General features: G+C 46.4%; 20 protein-coding genes and 1 pseudogene. 4 read left to right on the forward strand and 17 right to left on the reverse strand.

Annotation, left to right across the window (positions count from 1 at the left end; translation table 11 throughout):
• Positions 1–193 precede the first annotated feature (193 nt).
• From N4310_RS01760 to N4310_RS01770, 3 genes are read right to left on the reverse strand one after another with little or no spacing between them, the layout of a single operon-like run.
• Positions 194–2,134, reverse strand: a complete 1,941-nt coding sequence (locus tag N4310_RS01760) for a PTS fructose transporter subunit IIABC (protein ID WP_262091851.1) — start codon at positions 2,132–2,134, stop codon at positions 194–196.
• Positions 2,131–3,042: a 1-phosphofructokinase gene (gene pfkB, locus N4310_RS01765; protein WP_262091852.1), complete on the reverse strand. Its 912-nt coding sequence runs from the start codon at positions 3,040–3,042 to the stop codon at positions 2,131–2,133. Before pfkB ends, N4310_RS01760 begins: the two co-directional genes overlap by 4 nt.
• Positions 3,039–3,782 carry a DeoR/GlpR family DNA-binding transcription regulator gene (locus N4310_RS01770; RefSeq protein ID WP_262091864.1) on the reverse strand — a complete coding sequence of 248 codons (744 nt, stop codon included), beginning with the start codon at positions 3,780–3,782 and terminating at the stop codon, positions 3,039–3,041. The genes pfkB and N4310_RS01770 overlap by 4 nt, the downstream gene beginning before the upstream one ends.
• Before the next feature lie 176 nt (positions 3,783–3,958).
• Between N4310_RS01770 and N4310_RS01775 the strand changes: the two genes are divergently transcribed.
• Positions 3,959–4,927: an NAD(P)/FAD-dependent oxidoreductase gene (locus N4310_RS01775; RefSeq protein WP_160332655.1), complete on the forward strand. Its 969-nt coding sequence runs from the start codon at positions 3,959–3,961 to the stop codon at positions 4,925–4,927.
• 217 nt (positions 4,928–5,144) lie between these two features.
• Here the strand turns inward: N4310_RS01775 and N4310_RS01780 are convergent, their stop codons facing one another.
• The 7 genes from N4310_RS01780 to N4310_RS01810 all read right to left on the reverse strand — a co-directional run bounded on the left by N4310_RS01780 (position 5,145) and on the right by N4310_RS01810 (position 11,859).
• Complete coding sequence (locus tag N4310_RS01780) at positions 5,145–5,993, reverse strand: metallophosphoesterase family protein (RefSeq protein WP_262091853.1); 849 nt, start codon at positions 5,991–5,993, stop codon at positions 5,145–5,147.
• On the reverse strand, positions 5,990–6,907 hold the full coding sequence (gene whiA, locus N4310_RS01785) for a DNA-binding protein WhiA (RefSeq protein WP_262091854.1): 918 nt from the start codon (positions 6,905–6,907) through the stop codon (positions 5,990–5,992). Before whiA ends, N4310_RS01780 begins: the two co-directional genes overlap by 4 nt.
• A gap of 17 nt (positions 6,908–6,924) precedes the next feature.
• The gene (locus N4310_RS01790) at positions 6,925–7,899 is read right to left on the reverse strand and encodes a YvcK family protein (protein ID WP_160333238.1); all 975 of its coding nucleotides are present in this window, start codon (positions 7,897–7,899) and stop codon (positions 6,925–6,927) included.
• Positions 7,896–8,786, reverse strand: coding sequence for an RNase adapter RapZ (rapZ, locus tag N4310_RS01795; RefSeq protein ID WP_160333237.1), 891 nt, complete (start codon positions 8,784–8,786; stop codon positions 7,896–7,898). The genes N4310_RS01790 and rapZ overlap by 4 nt, the downstream gene beginning before the upstream one ends.
• A 64-nt stretch (positions 8,787–8,850) precedes the next feature.
• Positions 8,851–10,197: an asparagine--tRNA ligase gene (gene asnS / locus N4310_RS01800; protein ID WP_160333236.1), complete on the reverse strand. Its 1,347-nt coding sequence runs from the start codon at positions 10,195–10,197 to the stop codon at positions 8,851–8,853.
• A 10-nt stretch (positions 10,198–10,207) separates the two neighbouring features.
• The gene (locus N4310_RS01805) at positions 10,208–11,383 is read right to left on the reverse strand and encodes a pyridoxal phosphate-dependent aminotransferase (protein ID WP_262091855.1); all 1,176 of its coding nucleotides are present in this window, start codon (positions 11,381–11,383) and stop codon (positions 10,208–10,210) included.
• Positions 11,384–11,388: 5 nt separating this feature from the next.
• Entirely contained in the window at positions 11,389–11,859 is a 471-nt protein-coding gene (locus N4310_RS01810; RefSeq protein ID WP_262091856.1) for a hypothetical protein, read from the reverse strand.
• A gap of 93 nt (positions 11,860–11,952) precedes the next feature.
• Between N4310_RS01810 and N4310_RS01815 the strand changes: the two genes are divergently transcribed.
• Positions 11,953–12,390: a MarR family winged helix-turn-helix transcriptional regulator gene (locus N4310_RS01815; protein ID WP_160333233.1), complete on the forward strand. Its 438-nt coding sequence runs from the start codon at positions 11,953–11,955 to the stop codon at positions 12,388–12,390.
• A gap of 62 nt (positions 12,391–12,452) precedes the next feature.
• A complete protein-coding gene (locus tag N4310_RS01820; RefSeq protein ID WP_262091857.1) occupies positions 12,453–12,998 on the forward strand; it encodes an NADPH-dependent FMN reductase in 546 nt (181 codons plus the stop codon).
• A 15-nt stretch (positions 12,999–13,013) separates the two neighbouring features.
• Here N4310_RS01820 and N4310_RS01825 read toward each other — a convergent pair.
• The 3 genes and pseudogenes from N4310_RS01825 to N4310_RS01835 form a co-directional block, all read right to left on the reverse strand.
• Positions 13,014–13,743, reverse strand: a pseudogene (locus N4310_RS01825) (nitroreductase family protein).
• Between the two features lie 8 nt (positions 13,744–13,751).
• Positions 13,752–15,146 (reverse strand): peroxide stress protein YaaA, encoded by a 1,395-nt coding sequence (gene yaaA, locus N4310_RS01830; RefSeq protein ID WP_262091858.1) that lies wholly within the window; start codon positions 15,144–15,146, stop codon positions 13,752–13,754.
• Positions 15,146–15,766, reverse strand: coding sequence for a copper homeostasis protein CutC (locus N4310_RS01835; protein WP_262091859.1), 621 nt, complete (start codon positions 15,764–15,766; stop codon positions 15,146–15,148). Before N4310_RS01835 ends, yaaA begins: the two co-directional genes overlap by 1 nt.
• A 164-nt stretch (positions 15,767–15,930) precedes the next feature.
• On the opposite strand from N4310_RS01835, the gene N4310_RS01840 reads away from it, so the two are divergent.
• Positions 15,931–16,782 (forward strand): excalibur calcium-binding domain-containing protein, encoded by an 852-nt coding sequence (locus N4310_RS01840; protein ID WP_262091860.1) that lies wholly within the window; start codon positions 15,931–15,933, stop codon positions 16,780–16,782.
• Between the two features lie 44 nt (positions 16,783–16,826).
• Here N4310_RS01840 and N4310_RS01845 read toward each other — a convergent pair whose 3' ends face one another.
• The 4 genes from N4310_RS01845 to N4310_RS01860 are packed head-to-tail and all read right to left on the reverse strand — an operon-like array spanning position 16,827 to position 20,524.
• Complete coding sequence (locus N4310_RS01845; RefSeq protein WP_262091861.1) at positions 16,827–18,278, reverse strand: alanine/glycine:cation symporter family protein; 1,452 nt, start codon at positions 18,276–18,278, stop codon at positions 16,827–16,829.
• 3 nt (positions 18,279–18,281) lie between these two features.
• On the reverse strand, positions 18,282–19,175 hold the full coding sequence (locus tag N4310_RS01850; RefSeq protein ID WP_262091862.1) for an RluA family pseudouridine synthase: 894 nt from the start codon (positions 19,173–19,175) through the stop codon (positions 18,282–18,284).
• Entirely contained in the window at positions 19,165–19,626 is a 462-nt protein-coding gene (lspA, locus tag N4310_RS01855; protein WP_160333296.1) for a signal peptidase II, read from the reverse strand. The genes N4310_RS01850 and lspA overlap by 11 nt, the downstream gene beginning before the upstream one ends.
• Positions 19,619–20,524 (reverse strand): LysR family transcriptional regulator, encoded by a 906-nt coding sequence (locus N4310_RS01860; RefSeq protein ID WP_262091863.1) that lies wholly within the window; start codon positions 20,522–20,524, stop codon positions 19,619–19,621. Before N4310_RS01860 ends, lspA begins: the two co-directional genes overlap by 8 nt.
• Positions 20,525–20,782: the final 258 nt, after the last annotated feature.

Here is a 20,782-nt window from a genome sequence, read left to right on the forward strand (position 1 = left end):
AATTTCAAAAAAATCCAGTTCTATCAAGCGATTGAGTTAGGTTGATTATAACATAAAGTGATAAACTCGGGATTATAGCACTTGGACCACTATTTGTCTTTATTATCTCAAAAATCTAGACACTTTTCAATCTTATGTTTCATTTTTTCTGAAAAACAGGCTCTTTCATTCCGAAAAAGCCTGTATATTTTCATTATTTACTTGTTTTTTTGAAGTAACCGTAAAGGACACCAGAGACCACCGCTCCAATTAAAATGAAGACAAGGTATAGCAGGGGATTTGAAGTAAGGGCTACAACAAAGACTCCGCCATGGGGGGCCATCAATTTGATGCTAGCCAAGCCAACCAAACCACCAGCTAGGGCAGATCCGGCTACAAAGCTTGGAATCGCCCGCGCTGGATCAGCTGCTGCAAATGGAATCGCACCTTCGGTAATAAAGGAGAGACCCATGATAATATTGGTCAAACCAGAATTCCGTTCTTCTTCAGTAAATTTGTTTTTAAAGAGTAGGGTTGCCACAAAAATCGCCAAAGGAGGAACCATACCACCGGCCATAACGGCTGCCATAACAACAGAGCCACCAGTTGCGACACTGGCTGCCAAGGTTCCAGTACCAAAGATATAGGCCGCCTTATTGAAAGGTCCTCCCATATCAATAGCCATCATACCCCCAACAACCAAACCAACAAGGACAGCTGAGCTACCAGATAAACCTTCCAAGAAGTTATTCAAACCAGTATTGATAGCCGCCATTGGGATGTTGACAAAGAGCATGAGGAAACCAGTCAAGCCAATTCCCAAGAGAGGGAAGAGCAAGATTGATTTGATTCCTTCCAAGGAACGTGGCAAGTTGGCCAAGGCTTTTTTGAGGAAATTCACCACATAACCAGCCAAGAAACCACCAACTAGGGCACCCAGGAAACCAGAAGATACACCGCTGAGGGCTAGACTCGCTTCACCACCAGCTGCGAAGGGAACGTGACCCCAGGCCGCCCCTGATGAAGCCAAGGCACCCGCCACAAATCCGGCTGCCAAGCCAGGTTTTTCCGCAATCGAATAGGCAATATAACCGGCCAAAACTGGAAGCATGAAGCCAAAGGCTGCTCCACCAATCGCCTTAAAGAGGGCCGAAATTTGATGGTAAGATCCCAGGTTGGCCAATTGATCTTGAGGAACACCTAACATTTGGTCAAAGAGGAAGGCCAGGGCAATCAGAATCCCACCACCGATCACAAATGGTAACATCTGACTCACACCACTCATCAAATGTCTGTAGAGACCAGAGCCACCTGCAGACTCAGCAGCTTTAGCTGCATCCTGGCTTGCTTCATAAACTGGTGTCACTGGATCCAAGGCTAGTTTGATCAACTCTTCTGTTTTCCGGATTCCGTCCGCTACAGGTCGATTAACCAGTGGCTTGCCTGCAAAGCGAGCCATTTCAACCGCCTTATCGGCAGCAATAATGACACCCTTGGCACGCGCAATGTCTGCATCTGATAGAGGGTTACCGACGCCACTAGCTCCATTGGTCTCAACCTTGATCCCAATACCCATTTCAGCAGCTTGTTTTTGTAGAGCTTCTTGGGCCATATAAGTATGGGCAATCCCTGTTGTACAAGCGGTTACTGCAACCAAGAAGTCCGCATCTTGATCCACCTCAGCTACCGGTGCTGCAGCAGCCTCCTCTTGCTTGTTAAACAGAGCTAATACTTGCTCAGGGCTACTTGCCTGACGCAACTGGGCTGCAAAGCCGTCTTGCAAGAGATATTTTGACAAATCAGCAAGGGCTGCCAAATGAGTATCATTTGCACCCTCTGGTGCTGCAATCATAAAGAAGAGGTCGGTTGGCTGGCCGTCCAAACTTTCATAATCCAAACCACTTGCGGATTTCGCAAAGAGGACGACTGCTTCTTTGACCGCCACATTTTTACTGTGGGGCATGGCAATCCCATCGCCCAAGCCTGTTGAGGTCTGCGCTTCACGTGCCATAATGCCATCTTTGAAGATTTGGAAGTCTGTTACATAGCCATGAGCCACCAAGGACTCAACCATCTCATCTACCGCTGCTTCCTTGCTTTGAGCTTGCAAGTCCAGCAGCATCACATCTTGCTTCAATAAATCTTGAATGTTCATCGTTTTTCTACCTCCACCTGTTGGTACATTTCTTGAATGTAGTCTGCAGTTGCTAAATCATCTGAGAAGGTTGTTGCTGTCCCACAGGCCACCCCCCATTTAAAAGCCTCCAGAGCGTCCTGTGTTTCTGCATAGGCCCCTGTAAAACCAGCGACCATGGAATCTCCTGCTCCGACGGAATTCTTGACCTCTCCTTTAATCGGTTTGGCAAAGTAGGCCTCCTCAGCCGTTACCAACAAGGCTCCATCTCCAGCCATGGAAATAATAACATGCTGGGCTCCCGCCTGGATTAATTTTCCTGCATACTCCTGAATCTCAGCCAAGTCGCTCAGCTCCCGACCATAAATAGCTCCCAATTCGTGATTATTGGGTTTAACCAAAAGTGGCTGATACTGCAAGGAATCCAGTAAGGTCTGTCCTTCAAAATCGCAGACCACTGCTGCACCGGTCTCTCGGGTAAGACCAATAAAATCGCGGTAAATTTCATTTCCGAGATTGGCTGGACTAGAGCCTGCAAAGACAACCACATCCTCAGCTCCAAGACCTGTCAGGAAACTCTTAAGTTCCGCCAAAGCTGTCGGTAAAATTTCCGGACCCGGTCCATTGATTTCGGTTTCCTGGTCAGCTTTAACCTTGACATTAATACGGGTATCCCCTGCAACTTGGACAAACTGATGGGGGATTCCTTCCTGATCCAAGACATCCGTAATAAACCGTCCGGTAAAACCACCAAGGAAGCCCGTTGCCTGATTGCTTTTCCCTAAGCGCTGCAGGATCCGACTGACATTAATGCCCTTCCCCCCTGCAAACTTATCGTCCGACTTCATCCGATTCACCTGTCCCAGCTCTAACTGGTCCAGACGGACAATAAAGTCAATGGAGGGATTAAGCGTTACTGTATAAATCATGCTGTAAGTACCTCTGTTTTCTCTTCTAATCGTTTCATCAAGGAAGATTGGGACGGTGCTATCACCAAGGTCGCAGCATCAACTCGAGCCACCTTGACAAAAGCAGTCTGATAATACTTGGACGGATCTGCCAAAACATAGACCTTTGAAGCATTCTGAAATACTGCCTTCTTCAGGGCTGCTTCCTCTGGATCAGGGGTATAGTACCAGTTCTGGTCCAAGCCATTCATCCCCATAAAAGCCCGATCAAAATTCAAAGCCTGTACCTGTTCCAAGGCTGCCGCTCCGATACAGGCATCCGTTGTTTCCTTAATCTGCCCACCAATCATCAGGGTTGGAACATGCAAGTCAACTAAACGCGCCGCATGGTGAATCGAATTGGTTACAACTCGCACCGCCTTTTGGGCCAAACCTTCCAGCAAGAAGGCCGTCGTTGTCCCCGCATCAACAAAAATGATCTCCCCATCCTGGATCTGCTGCAGGGCACAGTTGGCAATAGCCTGCTTTTCAGCCACATGTTTGATGGCTTTTTCTTGCATATTTTCTTCCTGGGATAGAAAGCGAAGATGCTCTGCTCCACCATGGACACGTTTTAACAAGCCCTGGCGCTCCAGTTCTGCTAAATCTCGCCGAATGGTTGATTCGGATGTTTGCAAGAGTTCTTGCAAATACTCCAGACTGACAAACCCCTGTCCCCGCAATTCTTCTCGAATCCGATGATGCCGTTCTTCTTTTAGGATAACAGTCCCTCCTTATGAAATCGATTACAAAAACTATTATACTCCCAATTTTTTTCAATGTCAATCAATTTCATTCAAAATCTTTCACCTTGAGGAAGCCAATTTGTCTATTTTTTTTGATTTTTGATAAAATGAAGGTAGAATCCATAGAAAATTAAAAAATAAAAGGAGATCTCATGTCTGAGATTTATGACATTACCATTATTGGCGGCGGCCCAGTTGGCCTCTTTGCCGCCTTCTACGCCAACCTTCGAGAAGCCAAGGTGAAACTAATTGATTCCTTGGAACAACTAGGCGGGCAACCTGCCATCCTCTACCCAGAAAAAACGATTCTCGACCTCCCGGGCTTTCCCTCCATTACGGGTCAAGGCTTGACCGATAACCTGCTAGAACAACTACATACCTTTGAAACAAGGATTTGTTTAGACGAGACCCTACTTGAGATGGAACAGCTCGATGGCCACTATCGCTTGGTGACCTCCAAAGGAGACCACCTGTCAAAAACAGTCATTATTGCAATGGGTGGAGGAGCCTTCAAAGCTCGTCCACTCGAACTTGACGGTGCCGATCAATACGACAATATCCATTACCATGTTCAAAACATGGAACAATTCCGAGATCAAAAAATCGCTATCCTCGGTGGTGGCGATTCCGCAGTCGACTGGGCACTGGCTTTTGAAAAAATTGCTAACACAACCTTAATTCATCGCCGGGACAACTTCCGGGCCTTGGAACACTCAGTCTCTGACCTCAAGGCTTCTACGGTTAGGATCCAAACCCCTTATATCCCATGTAGTCTTATCGGGCAAGACAAAACCGTTAGCCACCTCGAAATTACCCACACTAAAACAAAAGAAGTAGAACAGCTTGAAGTGGACCATATTTTCGTCAACTATGGTTTCAAATCCTCCATTGGCAATTTAAAAACCTGGGGGCTCGACTTGGAACGCCAGAAAATCTTGGTCAATAGCAAGCTCGAAACCAATCTACCAGGGATCTATGCCATCGGTGATTGCTGCACCTATCCCGGAAAGGCAGCCATGATTGCCACCGGCTTCGGTGAAGCTCCTACTGCCGTCAACAACGCCGTCCACTTCATCGACCCAAAACAAAAAATTCAACCCAAACACTCTACAAGTATCTAATACAAGCCCTAACCCAGACAAAAAACGACCTAAGATTACATCATCCGAGGTCGTTTTTTATGCCAATACTTTTTCTATTGGCTCTATAATTTCTGTTGAAAAGTGCAAGTATCAGAGACACCTATTGTCAAGCCATTACCGTGTTGCACTTGACCTGACAATTCACGATTTAATTTTAAAGTGGGAATAGTATAAATTCTAATGCTCTTTCAGCAAACTACTCCAGTTCCGAGAAACTGACCGCAAAATACTCTTCCACCTCTTGTTGGGTTCCCATTTTCTGATGATAGGAGTCCAAGTAATGAACGTCATTGCTAAGCCGGATACCTGTTTTCAATAAATGCTGGTAGAAATCCAAATAGGGGATGTCGGCCTCGACAGCGCGTTTGATTTCCAAATCAACATCATAGGCGACCTTGCGAAAATCAATCTGAGCCAGACCGGTTTCATCGATTTCCAGCAAGAGGTACTGGGCCCGCAAATCTTGGCGGAGCTGCTTCCAAGGGAAATAGGGCTGGCCAATCGATCCCGGATTTAGGACTAGTTGGCCTTGCGGTGTATAAAGTAGCTGTTGGATATGACTATGGGCAAAAATTGCCACATCAGCCTCATCCTCTGCAAAGAGCGCTTCTAGGTCAGCCTGTTCAAAAGGCGGAACCAGCTCCCGTCCCCAATTTTTCTGAGGTAGGTGATGGGCAAGATTAAAGCGAAGTGGACCGACCTTACGGTGGTGGTAAATCGGACGCGCTTTCATGTCCTGCCGTATAGCATTCGTCAAAAATAGATCCAGGTGCTGACTCTGCCGGTAGACAAACAAATCCAAGGGTTTGTTACGGGGATAACGACCTGCTCTCGCCGCTAGATAGGAATCTTCCCAATTTCCGCGTAAGCGAGTGGTGTAAGGGAGACTGTCCAGAATTTGTAAAATTTCCAGGTGGGAAGGTCCTGGCATCAGTTCATCACCCATAAGCCAGTATTCCTCAACCCCTAACTGGTCTGCATCGGCCAAGACCGCCTCCAGAGCTGTCAAATTGCCATGAATATCCCCTAAGACAGCTAGTTTCATTCAGGTATTTCCTCCGCGATCTTATTCAATTTGCGTAAGCGGTGGTTGAGGCCGCTTTTGGTCAGAGGCGTGGACAGGCTGTCAGCTAGTTCTTGGAGGGAATACTCGGGATGGGCAATCCGCGAGCGGGCTACCTCCTGTAATTCTGGGCTCAGAGTCTCTAGGCCGACATGGTCGATAATTTTACTGATATTGTTAATGGTTTTCATGCTAGCCTTGACGGTTCGGGCAATGTTGGCGGTTTCTGCGTTATTGGCGCGGTTGAGATCATTGCGGGTTTCCCGCATCAGCTTGATTTCTCCCAGTTGCTCCATCGCTTCCAGGGCCCCAATAATAATGAGAAAATCCATTAGGTCTTCCGCCCGCTGAATATAGGTGATCGCCCCTCTTTTTCGTTCTAACACCTTCGCATCTAAAAGAAAATCTTGCATGAGTTGCCGCAAATCCTGGGCATGATCAACATAAACAGATGCAATCTCCAGCTGGTACTGACCGGAATCAGGATCCCGCATGCTTCCGCTGGCTAGGAAGGCGCCACGTAAATAGGCCCGCGCGGCATTATCATGGTCCATGATTGAAACCGGGAGGCCTGTTTCCTGTTCAAAAAAGGCAGGAGAGAGGCCTAGGATATCCAATAACTCTTTGACCCCATGGTCCATAAAAACTGTATAGACACGATTTTTACGAAGATTGGTTTTCTGATGGTGGCGAATGTCAGACCGAATATCAAACCATTCTAAAAGAAACTCATAGATAAACCGAGCGATCTTGGCATTTTCCGTTGACACCGACAAGGTCAAGCCCTCGCGGCTTAGTCCCAAGCTACCCGACAGCTTAATCAGAGCTGCCAATTCAGCTGGATGACGATCAGAGAGGGCAAGAATTTCCTCCTTAATAGTAGTCGTAAAACTCATAACTGACCCTCCTTTCTCTAATGCTTGTGACTGGTTAATTTCATGATTTCTTCAACAACCAGATCGCCATCATGAAAGGCGCCTTTTTTTTCTAATAGTAGAAAATTCGAAGAGATCACACGTGGAACCTGACTAGCCAGCGCTGCAAAATCATGTTCCACCTGCACCAGGTACTCGTCAAATTCATGGTCATTCATGTATTCCTGAGGAACCTGGTCGACATTGACCAAAACGGTATCAATAAACGGCTGTCCCAAATGCTGGTGGAGAACACGAACATGTTGGGCATCCGTAAAATGTTCCGTCTCCCCCTTTTGGGTCATAATATTACAGATATAGACCGTTTCTGCCTTGGTTTCTAGCAAGGCTTGGCCAATCTCCTCAATCATCAGATTAGGCAAAATTGAAGTAAAGAGGGAACCTGGACCCAGAATCACCATATCGCTGTCAAGAATGGCCTGAACAACATTACGGCTAGCCTGGGGCTTAGAATCATCATAGGTATTGGTCACATAGACCTGATCAATCATGCCCCGATGTTTGGCAATATGGCTTTCACCAGCCACCTCTGTCCCATCTTCAAAAACCGCATGCAGGGTTAAGGGACGCTCACTGGAAGGATAAATTTTTCCCGTTGTATGCAGCAATTTTGTTAAAAGCTGCATGGCATGGTAGGTCGAGCCCTGCATCTCGGCAATCCCCGCAATGATTAAATTGCCCAAGGGATGACCAGCAAAGGGACCATCGTCCTCTGCAAACCGGTACTGGAAAATTTTTTCATACAATTTGGGCATATCCGACATAGCTAAGAGGACATTGCGGAGATCCCCTGGCGGGGTTAGCTGCATGTCTTCCCGCAATTTGCCAGAACTACCGCCATCGTCAGCAACGGTGACCACTGCTGTTATGTCCACATCTTGTTTGCGAAGGCTGTTGAGAATCACTGAAATCCCAGTCCCGCCTCCGATCACTGTAATTCGCTTTTTCCTCATGAACGGTTGACAGTTTCCTTTCTGCGATCCTTGTCCCGATGGCTGACGCGGACATTCCAATTTTTAGCCAAATCATCCGCCAAACGACGGGCAAAGGCGACACTACGGTGCTGACCACCGGTACAACCAATGGCAATGGTCAAAACTGACTTGCCTTCCTTCTGGTAACCCGGCAAAATCGGATTGAGAAGATTGAGGAGATTTTGGTAGAAGTCCTCAGACTCCGCTTGTTCCATCACATAATCGTAAACAGCTGGATTTAAGCCAGTTTGATTGCGAAGTTCCACTTGGTAATAGGGATTGGGTAAAAATCGTACATCAAAGGCCAAGTCGGCATCCATGGGCAAGCCATATTTAAAACCGAAACTCATAACTTCAATGCGGAAGGCTTGTTCAAAATCTTGATCGGCAAAATGCTGGGCCAAGAGTTTCCGCAATTCCCGTGGTGTCAACTCGGTCGTATCCACTACGTTTTGGCTCATGCTCTTAAGCGGAACCAAGAGCTCCCGCTCCCGCTTAATTCCATCCATGATACGACCATCGGCTGCTAGCGGATGACTACGGCGGGTTTCCTTGTAACGAGCTACCAGCTCCTTGTCGGCTGCATCTAAAAAGAGGATTTTAAAATCCAAGTCGTCTCGGTTTTCCAGCTCATCCAAAACTTCCTGAATATCCTTAAAAAAAGACCGACTCCGCATATCAATGACTAAAGCCATCCGCTTATGCTCAGCAGAACCATCAACTAGGCTCAAGAGCTTGGGCAACAAGGCTGGCGGCATATTGTCGATGGTAAAGTAACCTAGATCCTCAAAGGATTGGATGGCAACTGTTTTTCCAGCCCCACTCATTCCAGTCACAACAACCAGTTGCAATTTCTCGTTCATCATCAGCATCTCCTATTTAAAAACAAGGCGTGGACTTCCGTCCACGCCTCCTCTGTAATCCTTCTTGTTATGGACGTAGACGGTGTAGCATCCGTGGGAATGGGATCGCTTCACGAATGTGTTTAGTACCAGCTACAAAGGTTACCATCCGCTCAATTCCAATTCCGAAACCTCCGTGGGGAACAGAACCATATTTGCGGAGATCTAGGTAAAATTCGTATTCTGATTTATCCATTCCGAGTTCATCCATTTTGGCAACCAAGTCTGCATAATCATCCTCACGAATAGAGCCTCCGATGATCTCTCCATATCCTTCTGGAGCCAGCAAATCCGCACATAGTACACGTTCTGGATTTCCCGGAACAGGCTTCATGTAGAAGGCCTTGATAGCTGCTGGATAGTTGGTTACAAAGGTTGGCACTCCGAAGTGATTGGAAATCCAGGTTTCATGAGGAGATCCAAAATCATCGCCATGCTCAAGGTGTTCGTAGTCTGTGTCTGCGTCTTGTTCATGGGCTTGAAGTAAGTCGATAGCCTCGTCATAGCTAATCCGTTTGAAAGGTTCAGCGATGTAGGACTTCAACAGCTCAACATCTCGTTCCAAGATTTCCAAGGCTTGTGGTGCTCGATCCAAGACACCCTGAATCAAAGCCTTGACATAGGCCTCTTGTAAATCAAGGGATTCCTCATGAGAAAGGAAAGAGTACTCCGCATCCATCATCCAAAACTCAGTCAGGTGGCGGCGGGTTTTGGATTTTTCTGCCCGGAACACAGGACCAAAGTCAAAGACCCGTCCCAGAGCCATGGCCCCCGCTTCTAGGTAAAGCTGACCAGACTGACTCAAATAGGCGGTGTTACCAAAATAGTCTGTTTCAAACAATTCTGTTGAGTCTTCTGCCGCATTGCCGGACAAGATTGGACTATCAAACTTGATAAAGCCATTTTGATCGAAAAATTCATAGGTCGCATAGATAATGGCATTCCGAATTTGCATGATAGCCATTTGTTTACGCGAACGCAACCACAAATGACGGTGGTCCATCAAAAAGTCTGTTCCATGCTCTTTGGGTGTGATTGGGTAATCAACAGAGTGACCAATCACCTGAAGGTCTGTGATATCTAACTCATAACCGAACTTCGACCGCTCGTCTTCCTTCACAATCCCTTTTACTTCAACAGAAGTTTCCTGACTGAGTTTTTTGATGGTTTCAAATTTAGCAGCCCCTTCTGTTTCGCCAAATTTTTCAAGGAAATTTGGTTTAAAGGCAACCGCTTGGAAATAAGCCGTTCCGTCCCGTAATTGCAAAAAGGCAATTTTCCCTTTTCCGGATTTATTGGCAACCCAGGCACCAATGGTTACTTCTTGACCAACATGGTCTTTAACATCACGAATTGATACAAATTTCTTTGACATAAACTTTCCTTTACATATTCATATAATTTTCTAGGCGTAGAATGGCTTCTTTTAAAGTATCCAAATCGGTCGCATAACTCATGCGAACATGATGGGGACTGCCAAAAGCATCGCCGGCGACTAGGGCTAGACCAACCTGTTCCAAAATGTCATTGGTAAAAGCGGCAACCTCGGTAAAGCCTTTACGTTTCATGGCTTCTTCCACATTGGGAAAGAGATAAAAGGCACCCTGGGGTTTATCTGCTCGGAAGCCCGGAACCTGATTGAGCAATGGATAAATGGTATTGAGGCGTTCCTCAAAGGCCAAACGCATTTCCTCAGCTGCCTTGTGGCCATTCTTCAAGGCAGCAATAGCAGCATACTGGGCCACCGTTGTTGGATTTGAGGTCAACTGGCTAGTTAGTTGCGCCATAGCCTGGATAATTTCCTGAGGGCCAACGGCAAAGCCAATCCGCCAACCAGTCATGGCGTAGGTTTTGGACACTCCTGTAATCACCACCGTCTGGTTCCGAATCTCTGGAGACAAACTGGAAATCGATACAAATTCTGCTTGATTATAGACCAAGTGACCATAAATATCATCTGCTAGAACCAAAACATTACGGTCGATAGCCCAGGCTGCCAGGGCTTCTAATTCTTCGCGAGTGTAGAGATTTCCTGTAGGATTGGAGGGATTATTGAGAAGTAAAACCTTAACACGAGGATTCCACAGTTCTTCCAACTGATCTGCATTGATTTTGAAGTTCTTAGCTTCCGCCCCCTCTACAAAGACTGGCTCTCCTTGAGCCAACTTCACCTGCTCTACATAAGAAACCCAGTAAGGAGTCGGAATCAGAACCTGATCTCCAGGATTTAACACGGCCAAGAAGAAAGCTGCTAGGGCCAGCTTAGCCCCAGTTGTAACTAGGATTTGTGAAGCTTGAACCTCATAGCCATAATAATCGACCATGTAGTCCTGCACCGCTTCTTTTAAAGCTGGTAAACCCGAACTAGCTGTATAAAAAGAGGCCTGGCCGGAATCAATCGCGGCCTTAGCCGCTTGGGAAATCACTGCAGGAGTTGTAAAATCAGGTTCTCCCAGGGTCAGTGATAAAATATCCCGCCCCTCTGCGGCTAGGGCCTTGGCCTTGGCCGCAGCAGCTAGGGTTGCACTTTCTTCCATAAATTTTACACGATCTGCTAACATAAGGCTCACTCTTTTCTGATTAGTTTCTTGTCCTTAAAGTCGATGAGGTAATAGTCGGTTCCAGAGCGAACCTCCCAAACAACCTTGTCCTGATCATAGCCCAACCGACTGGCCTGGATGGGAGCACCCCCAGCTGCTTCCGCCGTTAGTGCTTCCGCTTCCTGACGGCTGGCTCCCTGGGTCAAATCAACCAAGGCGACCTGCTCCTGCTGGGTATTTAAAATCAAGGCCCGATCTTTGGTAAAAACAGTGGTATAGGAATTTTGACCATTAAAAATCTCCACTGCATCAACTTCCGTAAAACCTGCTAATTCCTGAGCCCGCAACTGGGCATTTGCAAGGCGCACATCCTGGGTTTTGGTTCCCAGATCAATCAGGTAAAGGCTGGAAAAGCAGATCAGCGACAGGACCACAAAAATCCCGAGGATAAACTGCCCTTTGGGAAAATAGGGCTCTAAATAGACTATTTTTTTCACCTATTCATTATACCGTTTTTTAGGCTAGATTGCTATAGATTCGCCAACGGCTTTTAATTGTACTAATTAGTTGTTTTTTGCTAGAATAGGCTCATGAAAGAATTATTTGAAAAAGAAGCTTTAGATTTAAAAACCATGATTGTGTTCCGAAAGGCTGATCGCTCCATCCGCTGTTTGGAACAAAAAGCAGCGCGTGACCACAATCTCACCCCCAGCCAGTTCTCAGTCCTCGATACTCTCTATGCTAAAGGAAAAATGCGGATCCAAGATTTAACCGATCGCATGCTGGCAACTTCTGGGAATATGACCGTGATTATCCGTAATATGGAAAGAGATGGTCTCATTACCCGTGTTTGCGATCCCTCGGATCGCCGGTCCTTTCTGATTGAATTGACCGCCCTAGGAAGGGAAACGATTGAAGCCATTTATCCAGAGCATGTCGCCTATGTCAAGGAAGCTCTTTCGGTTTTGGACCAACAGGATAAAGAGGATTTAATTCGGATTTTGAAAAAATTTAAAAATTTGAGCTAAATTGTTGCTAATTAGTAATAAGTGTTCTACACTAGCACTTGTAAAGAAAAGGAGAACAAGAAATGAAAAACATTCTATTTATCGTCGGATCTCTACGTGAAGGATCGTTTAACAAACAAATGGCTACTGCTGCTGAGCAAGCATTAGCTGGTAAAGCGACTGTTAGCTACCTCGACTGGAAAGATGTTCCTGTCTTCTCACAAGATTTAGAAGTTCCAACACCTGCTCCTGTTGCGGCTGTCCGTGAAGCTATCCAAGCTGCAGATGCGATCTGGATCTTCTCACCAGTCTACAACTTCTCAATTCCAGGTTCTGTTAAAAACTTGTTAGACTGGGTTAGCCGTGCCTTGGACCTATCTGATACAACTGGAGCTTCTGCCTTGCAAGACAAGGTTTCAACAGTCTCCCTCGTTGCTAATGGTGGACACGAGCAAGCTGCTGAAGTCTACCGCAACTTGATGCCATTTATCCGTACAAAATTTGTGGACCAAATCACAACTTCACGCGTCAACGACTCAGCTTGGGTAGACGGTACTTTCGTCCCATCTGAAGAAGTTTTGGCTGACTTGAACAAGCAAGCTGAAGCCCTCTTGGAAGCTCTTAACTAAAATATTTCCAGTCACTTAAAAACCTTTGCAGGTGATCTGCAAAGGTTTTTTGACGTATTCTGGTCTCGGATCTACAAAGAAGCCTTGTTCCTGCAGAGCAGCCAGTGTTTCAGCGCGTTTGGCAGGGGAGGTTGCCATTTCCCGACTGACTTTTGTGGTAAAGGCTTCAAGGCGGTGGTTAGAGGAGCGTAGGTCATAGTATTGCTCAATAGTCTGGTCATATTCCTTTAAAGCTGCCACCGGATGTTCCAGTTCCTGATAAACATTTTCCATATGGACAATTTCCTTGGGCAGGTGGGGTTTCTTATCTGAAACTTGACCTGGCCAGCAACTGGCAGAGCCCTTTGGGATCGTTCAGAATACTGCCCAAGTAGACTGTTCCTACGACCATGTTTTGCGCTGCAATCAACGCATCCGAAAAAGCGGCTAAAAAGCGTTCCGGACTTCATTGCACCAAGGCTGGAGCTCCCTGCTCTTATGCCAGCTTGGTATTTCGGGCCTGATCGACTAAGAATACGAAGAGATGCGGAGCACTTGCGATATACTCCTGCTGGCCGATCTTCGCCAACTCCTGCTTTAATTCTGGATCTGTGATACTCAAAATCGAGTAGGACTGCCGAAAATTACTCGTGGGTGCTTGCTGTGCAACCTCTACCAACAGGTCGACTTCCGCTTTGGTTAGCTCCTGCTTTTGAAAGTTGCGAATACTCCGATGGTTTAATTGCGTTTGAATCGTTTCGTTCATCACTTCTCCTATCCTTCTCGGACAAAAATCCACTCTTTAACATCCGATAGGCCTGCCTGATAAGTAAAACCGGCAATCGTCCGTGTCTTCAGTTCCTCCAACGCTTGAATCGGCGTTTCCGCTAGGCTTTGGATAAGCAGTCCCCGGCCCTTTTTGGAGATGGTGGAGTGTGTTTTGAGGACGCCACCCTTGTTTTCTTTAAATTGAATACGGATAAAATTCTCTCTGACTTCCTTGGAGAATACCTGCTCAAATTCTGACGAGAGCAGTGAAAGAACGGGATCACTGCCAATCGCAGCATCAAAATGGGGGCGCCAGAATTGGCTCAGGCTTTGTCCCTCCACTTGAAGAGGGACTTGAAAATCCAGGCGGTGAGGAGCCATGGGAGTTAAAATGGGCACGCAACCATACAAGCTGGAGGTAATCCAAACTTGATTCCAAAAAGAATTGTCGACCTGAGTTCGGTCGATTTGCCGATACATCAGACCATTAAAAAGTTGGAGGGCCGGTTTAGTCTGAGCTTGACCGTCTCTCAAAGCTTGAAAACGCTCCTCTTCTTCCCTAGCTTTATCTTCCTTCAATTTGAAAAAAGTCGACCAATTTTCAACTTCTTCCAGAGCCTGGAGCACTGTCTGACCAGCAGGCGACAGAGGCTCTCCTGAAACAAAGATCCCCTTTAAGTCCAGCTCCTTGGCGGTAGGCAGTAAAATTTTCATCATCTTCCTTTCCAAAGTCAAATCTCCTCCGATGAGTTGGTAGGATTTGACTAGATGCTTCAAGATTTCCTCTAAGGAGTAACTCCCATCCAGAGGAAAACTAATCCAGTATTTCTTATTCATATGGTAGCCCGGATAAGCAAGACCAGATTCTACCAGGCTTGCAACCTGGTCCGATTTAAGGCTTAGAAGCGTCACTGACCCCTGTTTACGAGCATCGATTTTCTGCCAATCAACTTCCTGTATGACCCCAAACCAGGTTTGTTTGCTGCCATAGCGAAAAACCGCAGCCTTGGGGAGCTTTTTCCAAAGAAAGGCCAGCTCCCAGCCCCAACGAGCTTTAACTAAATCCAATAAAGACTCGGCCTGAGCCGAAAATAATCGCTGGGGCTGACTAATTTGACCCTCTATCTGGCTTAGTTTTTCCCAAAGGAGCTTCCGAACCTGGCCCACATAGGCCCCTTTGGCTGACGGAAGAAAGGCCAGCTGGTAGTCTGCTTCAGCGACCGGATCCCACAAGCGAATATCCATCTCTTGCTGCTCAGGATTCCACTGGAGCTGAAGTTCGAGGTCTAGTTCATCCAAACCTTCTTGATACTGGTAAAGCTTTCCTTGCTGGACAAAGCCGGCAGCCACCAGTCGCTCTGCAAACACAGGGTTTTGAAAAAAATTTCTCCGCCAATCCATTAACCAACAATCCTCGTTCCATGAAGTTGCGTGACACCAAAGCGTTGGGCAATTTGGTCACGGTTATCCAGGGTTATCCCACCCCCTAGAATGATATCAATCTTACCCGCGGCGCGGGCGATGATCCGGTCCAGGTAATCCGCATAAGTATACAGATCCTGCTCCAGCGGACCACCATGGGTCAGAATTCGCTGGAAACCAGCTTGGGCTAGCCAATCCAGAGCTTCCAAGCGCTGCTCCCAAGGAATCTGGTCAAAAGCCATATGAAAAACAGCTTCCCCATCCCCGACTTCTGCCAGCAGCCTGTATAAGTTTTCCTGATCCAAACTCCCATCTTCCAGTAATACTCCAAAAACAAAGGACGAAACACCCATTTCCTTGGCTTGTTTGATCTGTGCCACCATCAGCTCCACCTCCGCACCACTATAAACAAAGTTCCCAGCTCTGGGACGAATCATTAGAACCAAAGGCAGGCCCAAGGTCAAGGCCTCTTGAATCATGTCCGGACCCGGTGTGAGACCACCGACAGACAAATCATCACATAGTTCCACACGTCCCGCACCAGCTGCTAAGGCCCGAGGTAGTGCCTCTAGACTTTCTGCACAAAATTCGTATAACATTCCTTCCCCCACATTTTCTTCTTATTTTATTATACAAGTTCTACCAGTACTTGTGTAGTCTATTTCTCCGACAACCTATAACTGATTCTTTTCCTAAAAAATTATTGACTTTCAAGCTAGCAGGGTTTATAATGTAAGCGGATACAAATCGAAAGGACGCTCTTATGAATCAAAAATCAAAGAAATGGACTGCTATTCTTCTCATTTTCGCAGCCAGTGCTACTCTTCCTAATATACGAGCTTTCTTAATCCTCGCCGGCTTAATAGGTGGACTCTATTTTGCTTTTTGGAAAAAAACACCCCAACTCCGTAATCAAGCACTAGGAGTTGCAACCATCGGCATCCTGGCTGGATTAGTAGCTCCAAGCGAGCAAACCTCTCAAACCAACCAGATCCAGCAGGAACTAACCGCGACTCAGACACAACTAAACAAAACCAAACAAGAGCTCCAAAAAGCTAAAGCTGAAGCTGACAAGGTCAAGGCTGATCTCAAAAAAGAAACGGACAAAAATCAGAAAAAAGAACAGGCTGAGAAAAAGAAAAAGGAACAGGAAAAAGCTGAACAAGAAAAGACCCAAAAAGAACAAGCTGAAAAACAGAAAGCTGAAGAAGAACAAAAACGAAAAGCCGAGGAAGAACAGAGAGCCCAAGAAGCTGAACAAGTTCGGAGCCAGGCCGATCAAGCTGTACAAACCTTGGAACAAAATCAGATTCTTGAAAACATTGGCCAAGCTCAAGCTGCCGTTGATGCGGTTGGCGATCCTAAGCAAAAGGCCGATTTCCAACACCGGATTGAACTGGTAAGAGGAGCCATCCAGGCCCGTCAGGAAGAAGCCAATCGACTCGCCCAAGAACAACAGCAGGCTCAGCAACAAGCCCAAGCCGCCCAAACAGCACAATACTTCCCCAACTGTAGTGCCGCCAGAGCAGCTGGTGCCGCTCCAGTCTACCGTGGCAACCCCGGCTACGGTTCTCACCTGGATCGCGATGGTGATGGAATCGGTTGCGAGCGTTGAGCACAAACTAAGAAACCCAGATCATTCGACCTGGGTTTCTGTGCTTATTTTTCTTTGTTACAGATACGTTTTTCCCAATAAGGGACATCGGCAATCCCCATTTCAAATGGATTGAAGTCGGGATTTTTCCCCTCTTGCCTCTGTTGTTCATAATCTTTCAAAAGTTTAAAGGCTAGCGGAGATAAGAAGAGAATAGCTGTGATATTAAGCCAAACTGTGATCCCACTCGCAATTTCTCCCATGGTCCAAGCCATTTGGCTAGAAGCAACACCGGAGTAAATCAACATACCAACCATTAATACTTGCATGACTCTTAGGGCGAGGGTCAATTTGTCCCCCTTCAACAAATAACGCAAATTGGTCTCGGCAATATAGTAGTAACTCATCAGCGTTGTAAAGGCAAAGAAGACCAAAGCAAAGGCCACAAAGATAGGACCAAAAGAACCTAGAACGGTCGAAAGGGCGGTTTGTGTATACAAGGCACCAGCACTATCCGAATCCGTATTGGCCAAATGCGCCACAACTGGATTTTGATTGGCATCAAAGACATTATAAGAGTTGGTTAGTAAGATAACCAAGGCTGTCCCTGTGCAGACAAAAAGGGTATCAATATAAACAGAGAAAGCCTGAACCAAGCCTTGTTTCACCGGATGTGAGATCTGGGCAGAAGCTGCAGCCGCTACCTGAGAACCTTGCCCAGCTTCATTCGAATACACACCCCGTTTGACACCATAAGAAATAGCTGCACCGACAAGACCACCAAAGACCGCTTCCATCCCAAAGGCTGCTTTAAAAATTAATTGGAAAACAGGGATTACCTGATCCAAATTCGCAATCACGATGACAAAAACCATCAGCAGGTAAACTCCCGCCATAAAAGGGACAATGATCTCGGCAATTTTGGCAATCCGTTGAATCCCTCCTAGGACAATCAAGAGGAGCGCTCCAACTACGAGTAGGGTTGATACAAGAGGCGGTACACTCAAGGCATTGTGCATCGCAACACTAATTCCATTCACTTGAATTCCAGACATTAGAAAGGCAAAGGAAAAAGCAAGAATAAGGGCCATCCCCATTGCCAGTTTTTTCAATTTCAGCCCTTTTTCAATATAGTAGGCTGGTCCTCCATAAAACTGACCATCAACTTCCTCTTTGTAAACCTGACCGAGAGTTGTTTCAACAAAGGCAGAACCAGCTCCAACAAAGGCAATCACCCACATCCAAAAAACAGCTCCCGGACCACCAAAAGCAATCGCTGAAGCAACCCCCGCAATATTTCCGGTTCCGACACGACCAGAAAGAGCTACCGACAAAGCTTGGAAGGACGAAATCCCTTGACTGTCCTCAGGTTTTTCAAACATCAAGCGAAGCATTTCCGGTATCATCCGGATTTGCACAAATTTCGTTCGAATCGTAAAATACAAGCCTGCTCCAATCAGGAATGCCAAGAGGGCTGGACTCCAAATCCAGTCCGAGAGTGTTTTAACAATATCCATCTATCAATAATCCTTTCTAAGCTGCCCCAAGGTCTTCTCAAAAATGTCCGGAAGCGGAGCTGTAAATACCATGGTATCACCTGTACTTGGATGGGTAAAACCAAGTTGGGCAGCATGGAGAAATTGACCCCGACCCTTCAAGGTCTTTTTGGGACCATAAAGTGGGTCCCCTGCCAGCGGATGGCCGATGTAGGCCATATGAACGCGAATCTGATGCGTCCGACCAGTTTCTAGCTGCAATTCCACCAGACTATAATCCCCAAACCGCTCCAACACAGTAAAACGTGTGAGGGCTGGTTTTCCATTCGCTTGAACAGCCTGTTTCTTACGGTCTTTATCACTCCGACCGATTGGCGCTTCAATAATACCCTTATCACTCGGTAAATTACCGTGCACTAAAGCCAGGTATTTCCGCAGTGATTTTTTTTCTTTCAATTCTTGGGCCAATTTTTCATGGGCCTGATCATTTTTGGCAATCATTAGCAGACCTGAGGTGTCCTTGTCAATCCGGTGGACAATCCCCGGACGCAGAACACCATTAATCCCCGATAAATCCTTAACGTGGAACAAAAGAGCATTGACCAGGGTTCCACTCGGATGACCAGGGCTAGGATGGACTACCATCCCCTGGGCCTTATTGACTACGGCCACATCTTGGTCTTGGTAGACCAGCTCCAGCGGCAAATCCTCAGCCTGAATATCCAAAACTTCCGGTTCTGGAAGCTGGTAGGAAATGATATCCCCTTCCACGACCGTATACCGCGGCTTTTTAGCCAGACCATTGACTCGAACGAGGCCCGCCTTGATTTGCTCATTGGCTAGGCTTCTAGAAAGTTCCGTGTTGTCAGCCAACACCTTGTCCAAGCGCTCTCCGCCTGTTTTTACCTTAAACTCCATCCTCATCCTCCCTTAAGAGATCCAAAATTAAAATAACAACTCCGACTGTTAAATAAGAATCGGCCAAGTTAAAAACGGCGAAGTCAATAAAGGTGAGCTGGAACATGTCCACCACAAAGCCCTGACTGGCACGGTCAATAAAGTTCCCAATGCCCCCAGCCATAATCAAGGCCAGGCCGACCTGACGTTCCCATTGACTGGACTTGGCCTTAATAAAGCAATAGGCAGCTACTACCATGGCTAGGAAGGTTGTTAGAAAGAAAAACCAAACCTGTCCCTGGAGGATTGAAAAGGCAGCCCCCCTGTTTTGGAGATAGGTCAAATCCATAATGCCTGGCCAAAAGGTCAGCTGCTCGCCTAGCGCAATGTGGTCCACCACCCAAGACTTAAGAAGTTGATCTCCCAAAATCAAGGCTAAACCAAGTACCAATAGTATCATTTTTCTAGACATAACCAATCTCCTCTGCTGCTTCGACAAGCAACTCCAAAAAATCTTGGGCAATCGCTGAAAGCTCACTACCAGCTCGAAAGGCACAAACCATTGTATTCTTACGCCCCTCCTTAACCGGTAAGGCTAGAATCCCTGGACTAACCTCCTGATCTAAAAAGCCCGATCCCGTCGCATAGCCATGCGTCCGCTTTAAAAGACCATTCAAGGTCGCCCGATCCGTCACCTCATACAGAACAGGACTAATCGAGGTATCGAAAAAGTTCTCCGAATAATAGAGATACTCATCCTTCTCCTGGGTAAAACGAACGGTCGGATAAATCTCCAAGTCGGACATGGAAATTTCCCCCTTCTCCACCAAGGGATGAGTCTCTGCTAGATAAATGTGGGTTGGAAATGAAAATAAGGTTTGTATTTCCAAATCCATTTGCTGCAACTTTTGCTGAATCCCCTTTTCATTCTGACTATTTAAATAAAACAGGCCAATCTCACTGTGCCCCTTATAGACCTCATCCAAAATCTGCAAGGTCGTTGATTCAAACAGCCGGAAATCCTTGTGCTCTGGCCACAGCTTAGCCAACTTGGTTAAAATATCTGGCAAAAAATCATAGTGCTGACCAGCAACAGAAAATTCACTAGACTCCTCCGTCGCCTGGTACTGATTTTCTAAAACATCAAACTCCTGAACCAGACTCTTAGCCTTCTCATAAAAAGGCATTCCCCTCTGGGTTAAGAAGGTTCCTGAATTGGTCCGGTTAAAAATCTTAAAGCCCAGCTCCTGCTCCAAATCCCTGATCGACATGGACAAACTCGGCTGACTGATGTAGAGCTTCTCCGCCGCCTCTCGAAAAGTACCACTATTGGCTAAAGCCACTACATTCCGCAATTGTTGAATATTCATATTCCTACCTGTTTCAAAAAAACTTCCTTTTATTGTATACTAAAAATCCACCGAGGTACAGTATTTTCTTAAGGGCACCTCTAAAAACTCATACTTATTGTCGCCTTATTTCAAATAAGGGCACCTCTAAAAACTCATACTTATTGACGCCTTATTTAAAATAAGTAGGTATTCCTATTTGGTAGTGCGGACGTGAGCAGCCTCCTTCGGAGTCTCATCACTAAATTTTGAGCCAAGGTCTCAAAATCTCCGCCATCT

It is taken from the genome of Streptococcus danieliae (assembly GCF_025447695.1).
Lineage (GTDB): Bacteria > Bacillota > Bacilli > Lactobacillales > Streptococcaceae > Streptococcus > Streptococcus danieliae.

Excerpts from the sequence above, each read along its gene's own strand:
- rapZ (WP_160333237.1), bottom strand. The coding sequence starts at position 8,786 with ATGATGAACGAGAAATTGCAACTGGTTGTTGTGACTGGAATGAGTGGG.
- N4310_RS01860 (WP_262091863.1), bottom strand. The coding sequence starts at position 20,524 with ATGAATATTCAACAATTGCGGAATGTAGTGGCTTTAGCCAATAGTGGT.
- N4310_RS01805 (WP_262091855.1), bottom strand. The coding sequence starts at position 11,383 with ATGTTAGCAGATCGTGTAAAATTTATGGAAGAAAGTGCAACCCTAGCT.
- N4310_RS01790 (WP_160333238.1), bottom strand. The coding sequence starts at position 7,899 with ATGAGGAAAAAGCGAATTACAGTGATCGGAGGCGGGACTGGGATTTCA.
- lspA (WP_160333296.1), bottom strand. The coding sequence starts at position 19,626 with ATGTCTAGAAAAATGATACTATTGGTACTTGGTTTAGCCTTGATTTTG.
- N4310_RS01845 (WP_262091861.1), bottom strand. The coding sequence starts at position 18,278 with ATGGATATTGTTAAAACACTCTCGGACTGGATTTGGAGTCCAGCCCTC.
- asnS (WP_160333236.1), bottom strand. The coding sequence starts at position 10,197 with ATGTCAAAGAAATTTGTATCAATTCGTGATGTTAAAGACCATGTTGGT.
- N4310_RS01850 (WP_262091862.1), bottom strand. The coding sequence starts at position 19,175 with ATGGAGTTTAAGGTAAAAACAGGCGGAGAGCGCTTGGACAAGGTGTTG.
- whiA (WP_262091854.1), bottom strand. The coding sequence starts at position 6,907 with ATGAGTTTTACGACTACTATTAAGGAGGAAATTCTTGCCCTCTCTGAT.
- N4310_RS01815 (WP_160333233.1), top strand. The coding sequence starts at position 11,953 with ATGAAAGAATTATTTGAAAAAGAAGCTTTAGATTTAAAAACCATGATT.
- N4310_RS01835 (WP_262091859.1), bottom strand. The coding sequence starts at position 15,766 with ATGTTATACGAATTTTGTGCAGAAAGTCTAGAGGCACTACCTCGGGCC.
- N4310_RS01820 (WP_262091857.1), top strand. The coding sequence starts at position 12,453 with ATGAAAAACATTCTATTTATCGTCGGATCTCTACGTGAAGGATCGTTT.
- N4310_RS01840 (WP_262091860.1), top strand. The coding sequence starts at position 15,931 with ATGAATCAAAAATCAAAGAAATGGACTGCTATTCTTCTCATTTTCGCA.
- N4310_RS01775 (WP_160332655.1), top strand. The coding sequence starts at position 3,959 with ATGTCTGAGATTTATGACATTACCATTATTGGCGGCGGCCCAGTTGGC.
- yaaA (WP_262091858.1), bottom strand. The coding sequence starts at position 15,146 with ATGGATTGGCGGAGAAATTTTTTTCAAAACCCTGTGTTTGCAGAGCGA.
- N4310_RS01760 (WP_262091851.1), bottom strand. The coding sequence starts at position 2,134 with ATGAACATTCAAGATTTATTGAAGCAAGATGTGATGCTGCTGGACTTG.
- N4310_RS01780 (WP_262091853.1), bottom strand. The coding sequence starts at position 5,993 with ATGAAACTAGCTGTCTTAGGGGATATTCATGGCAATTTGACAGCTCTG.
- pfkB (WP_262091852.1), bottom strand. The coding sequence starts at position 3,042 with ATGATTTATACAGTAACGCTTAATCCCTCCATTGACTTTATTGTCCGT.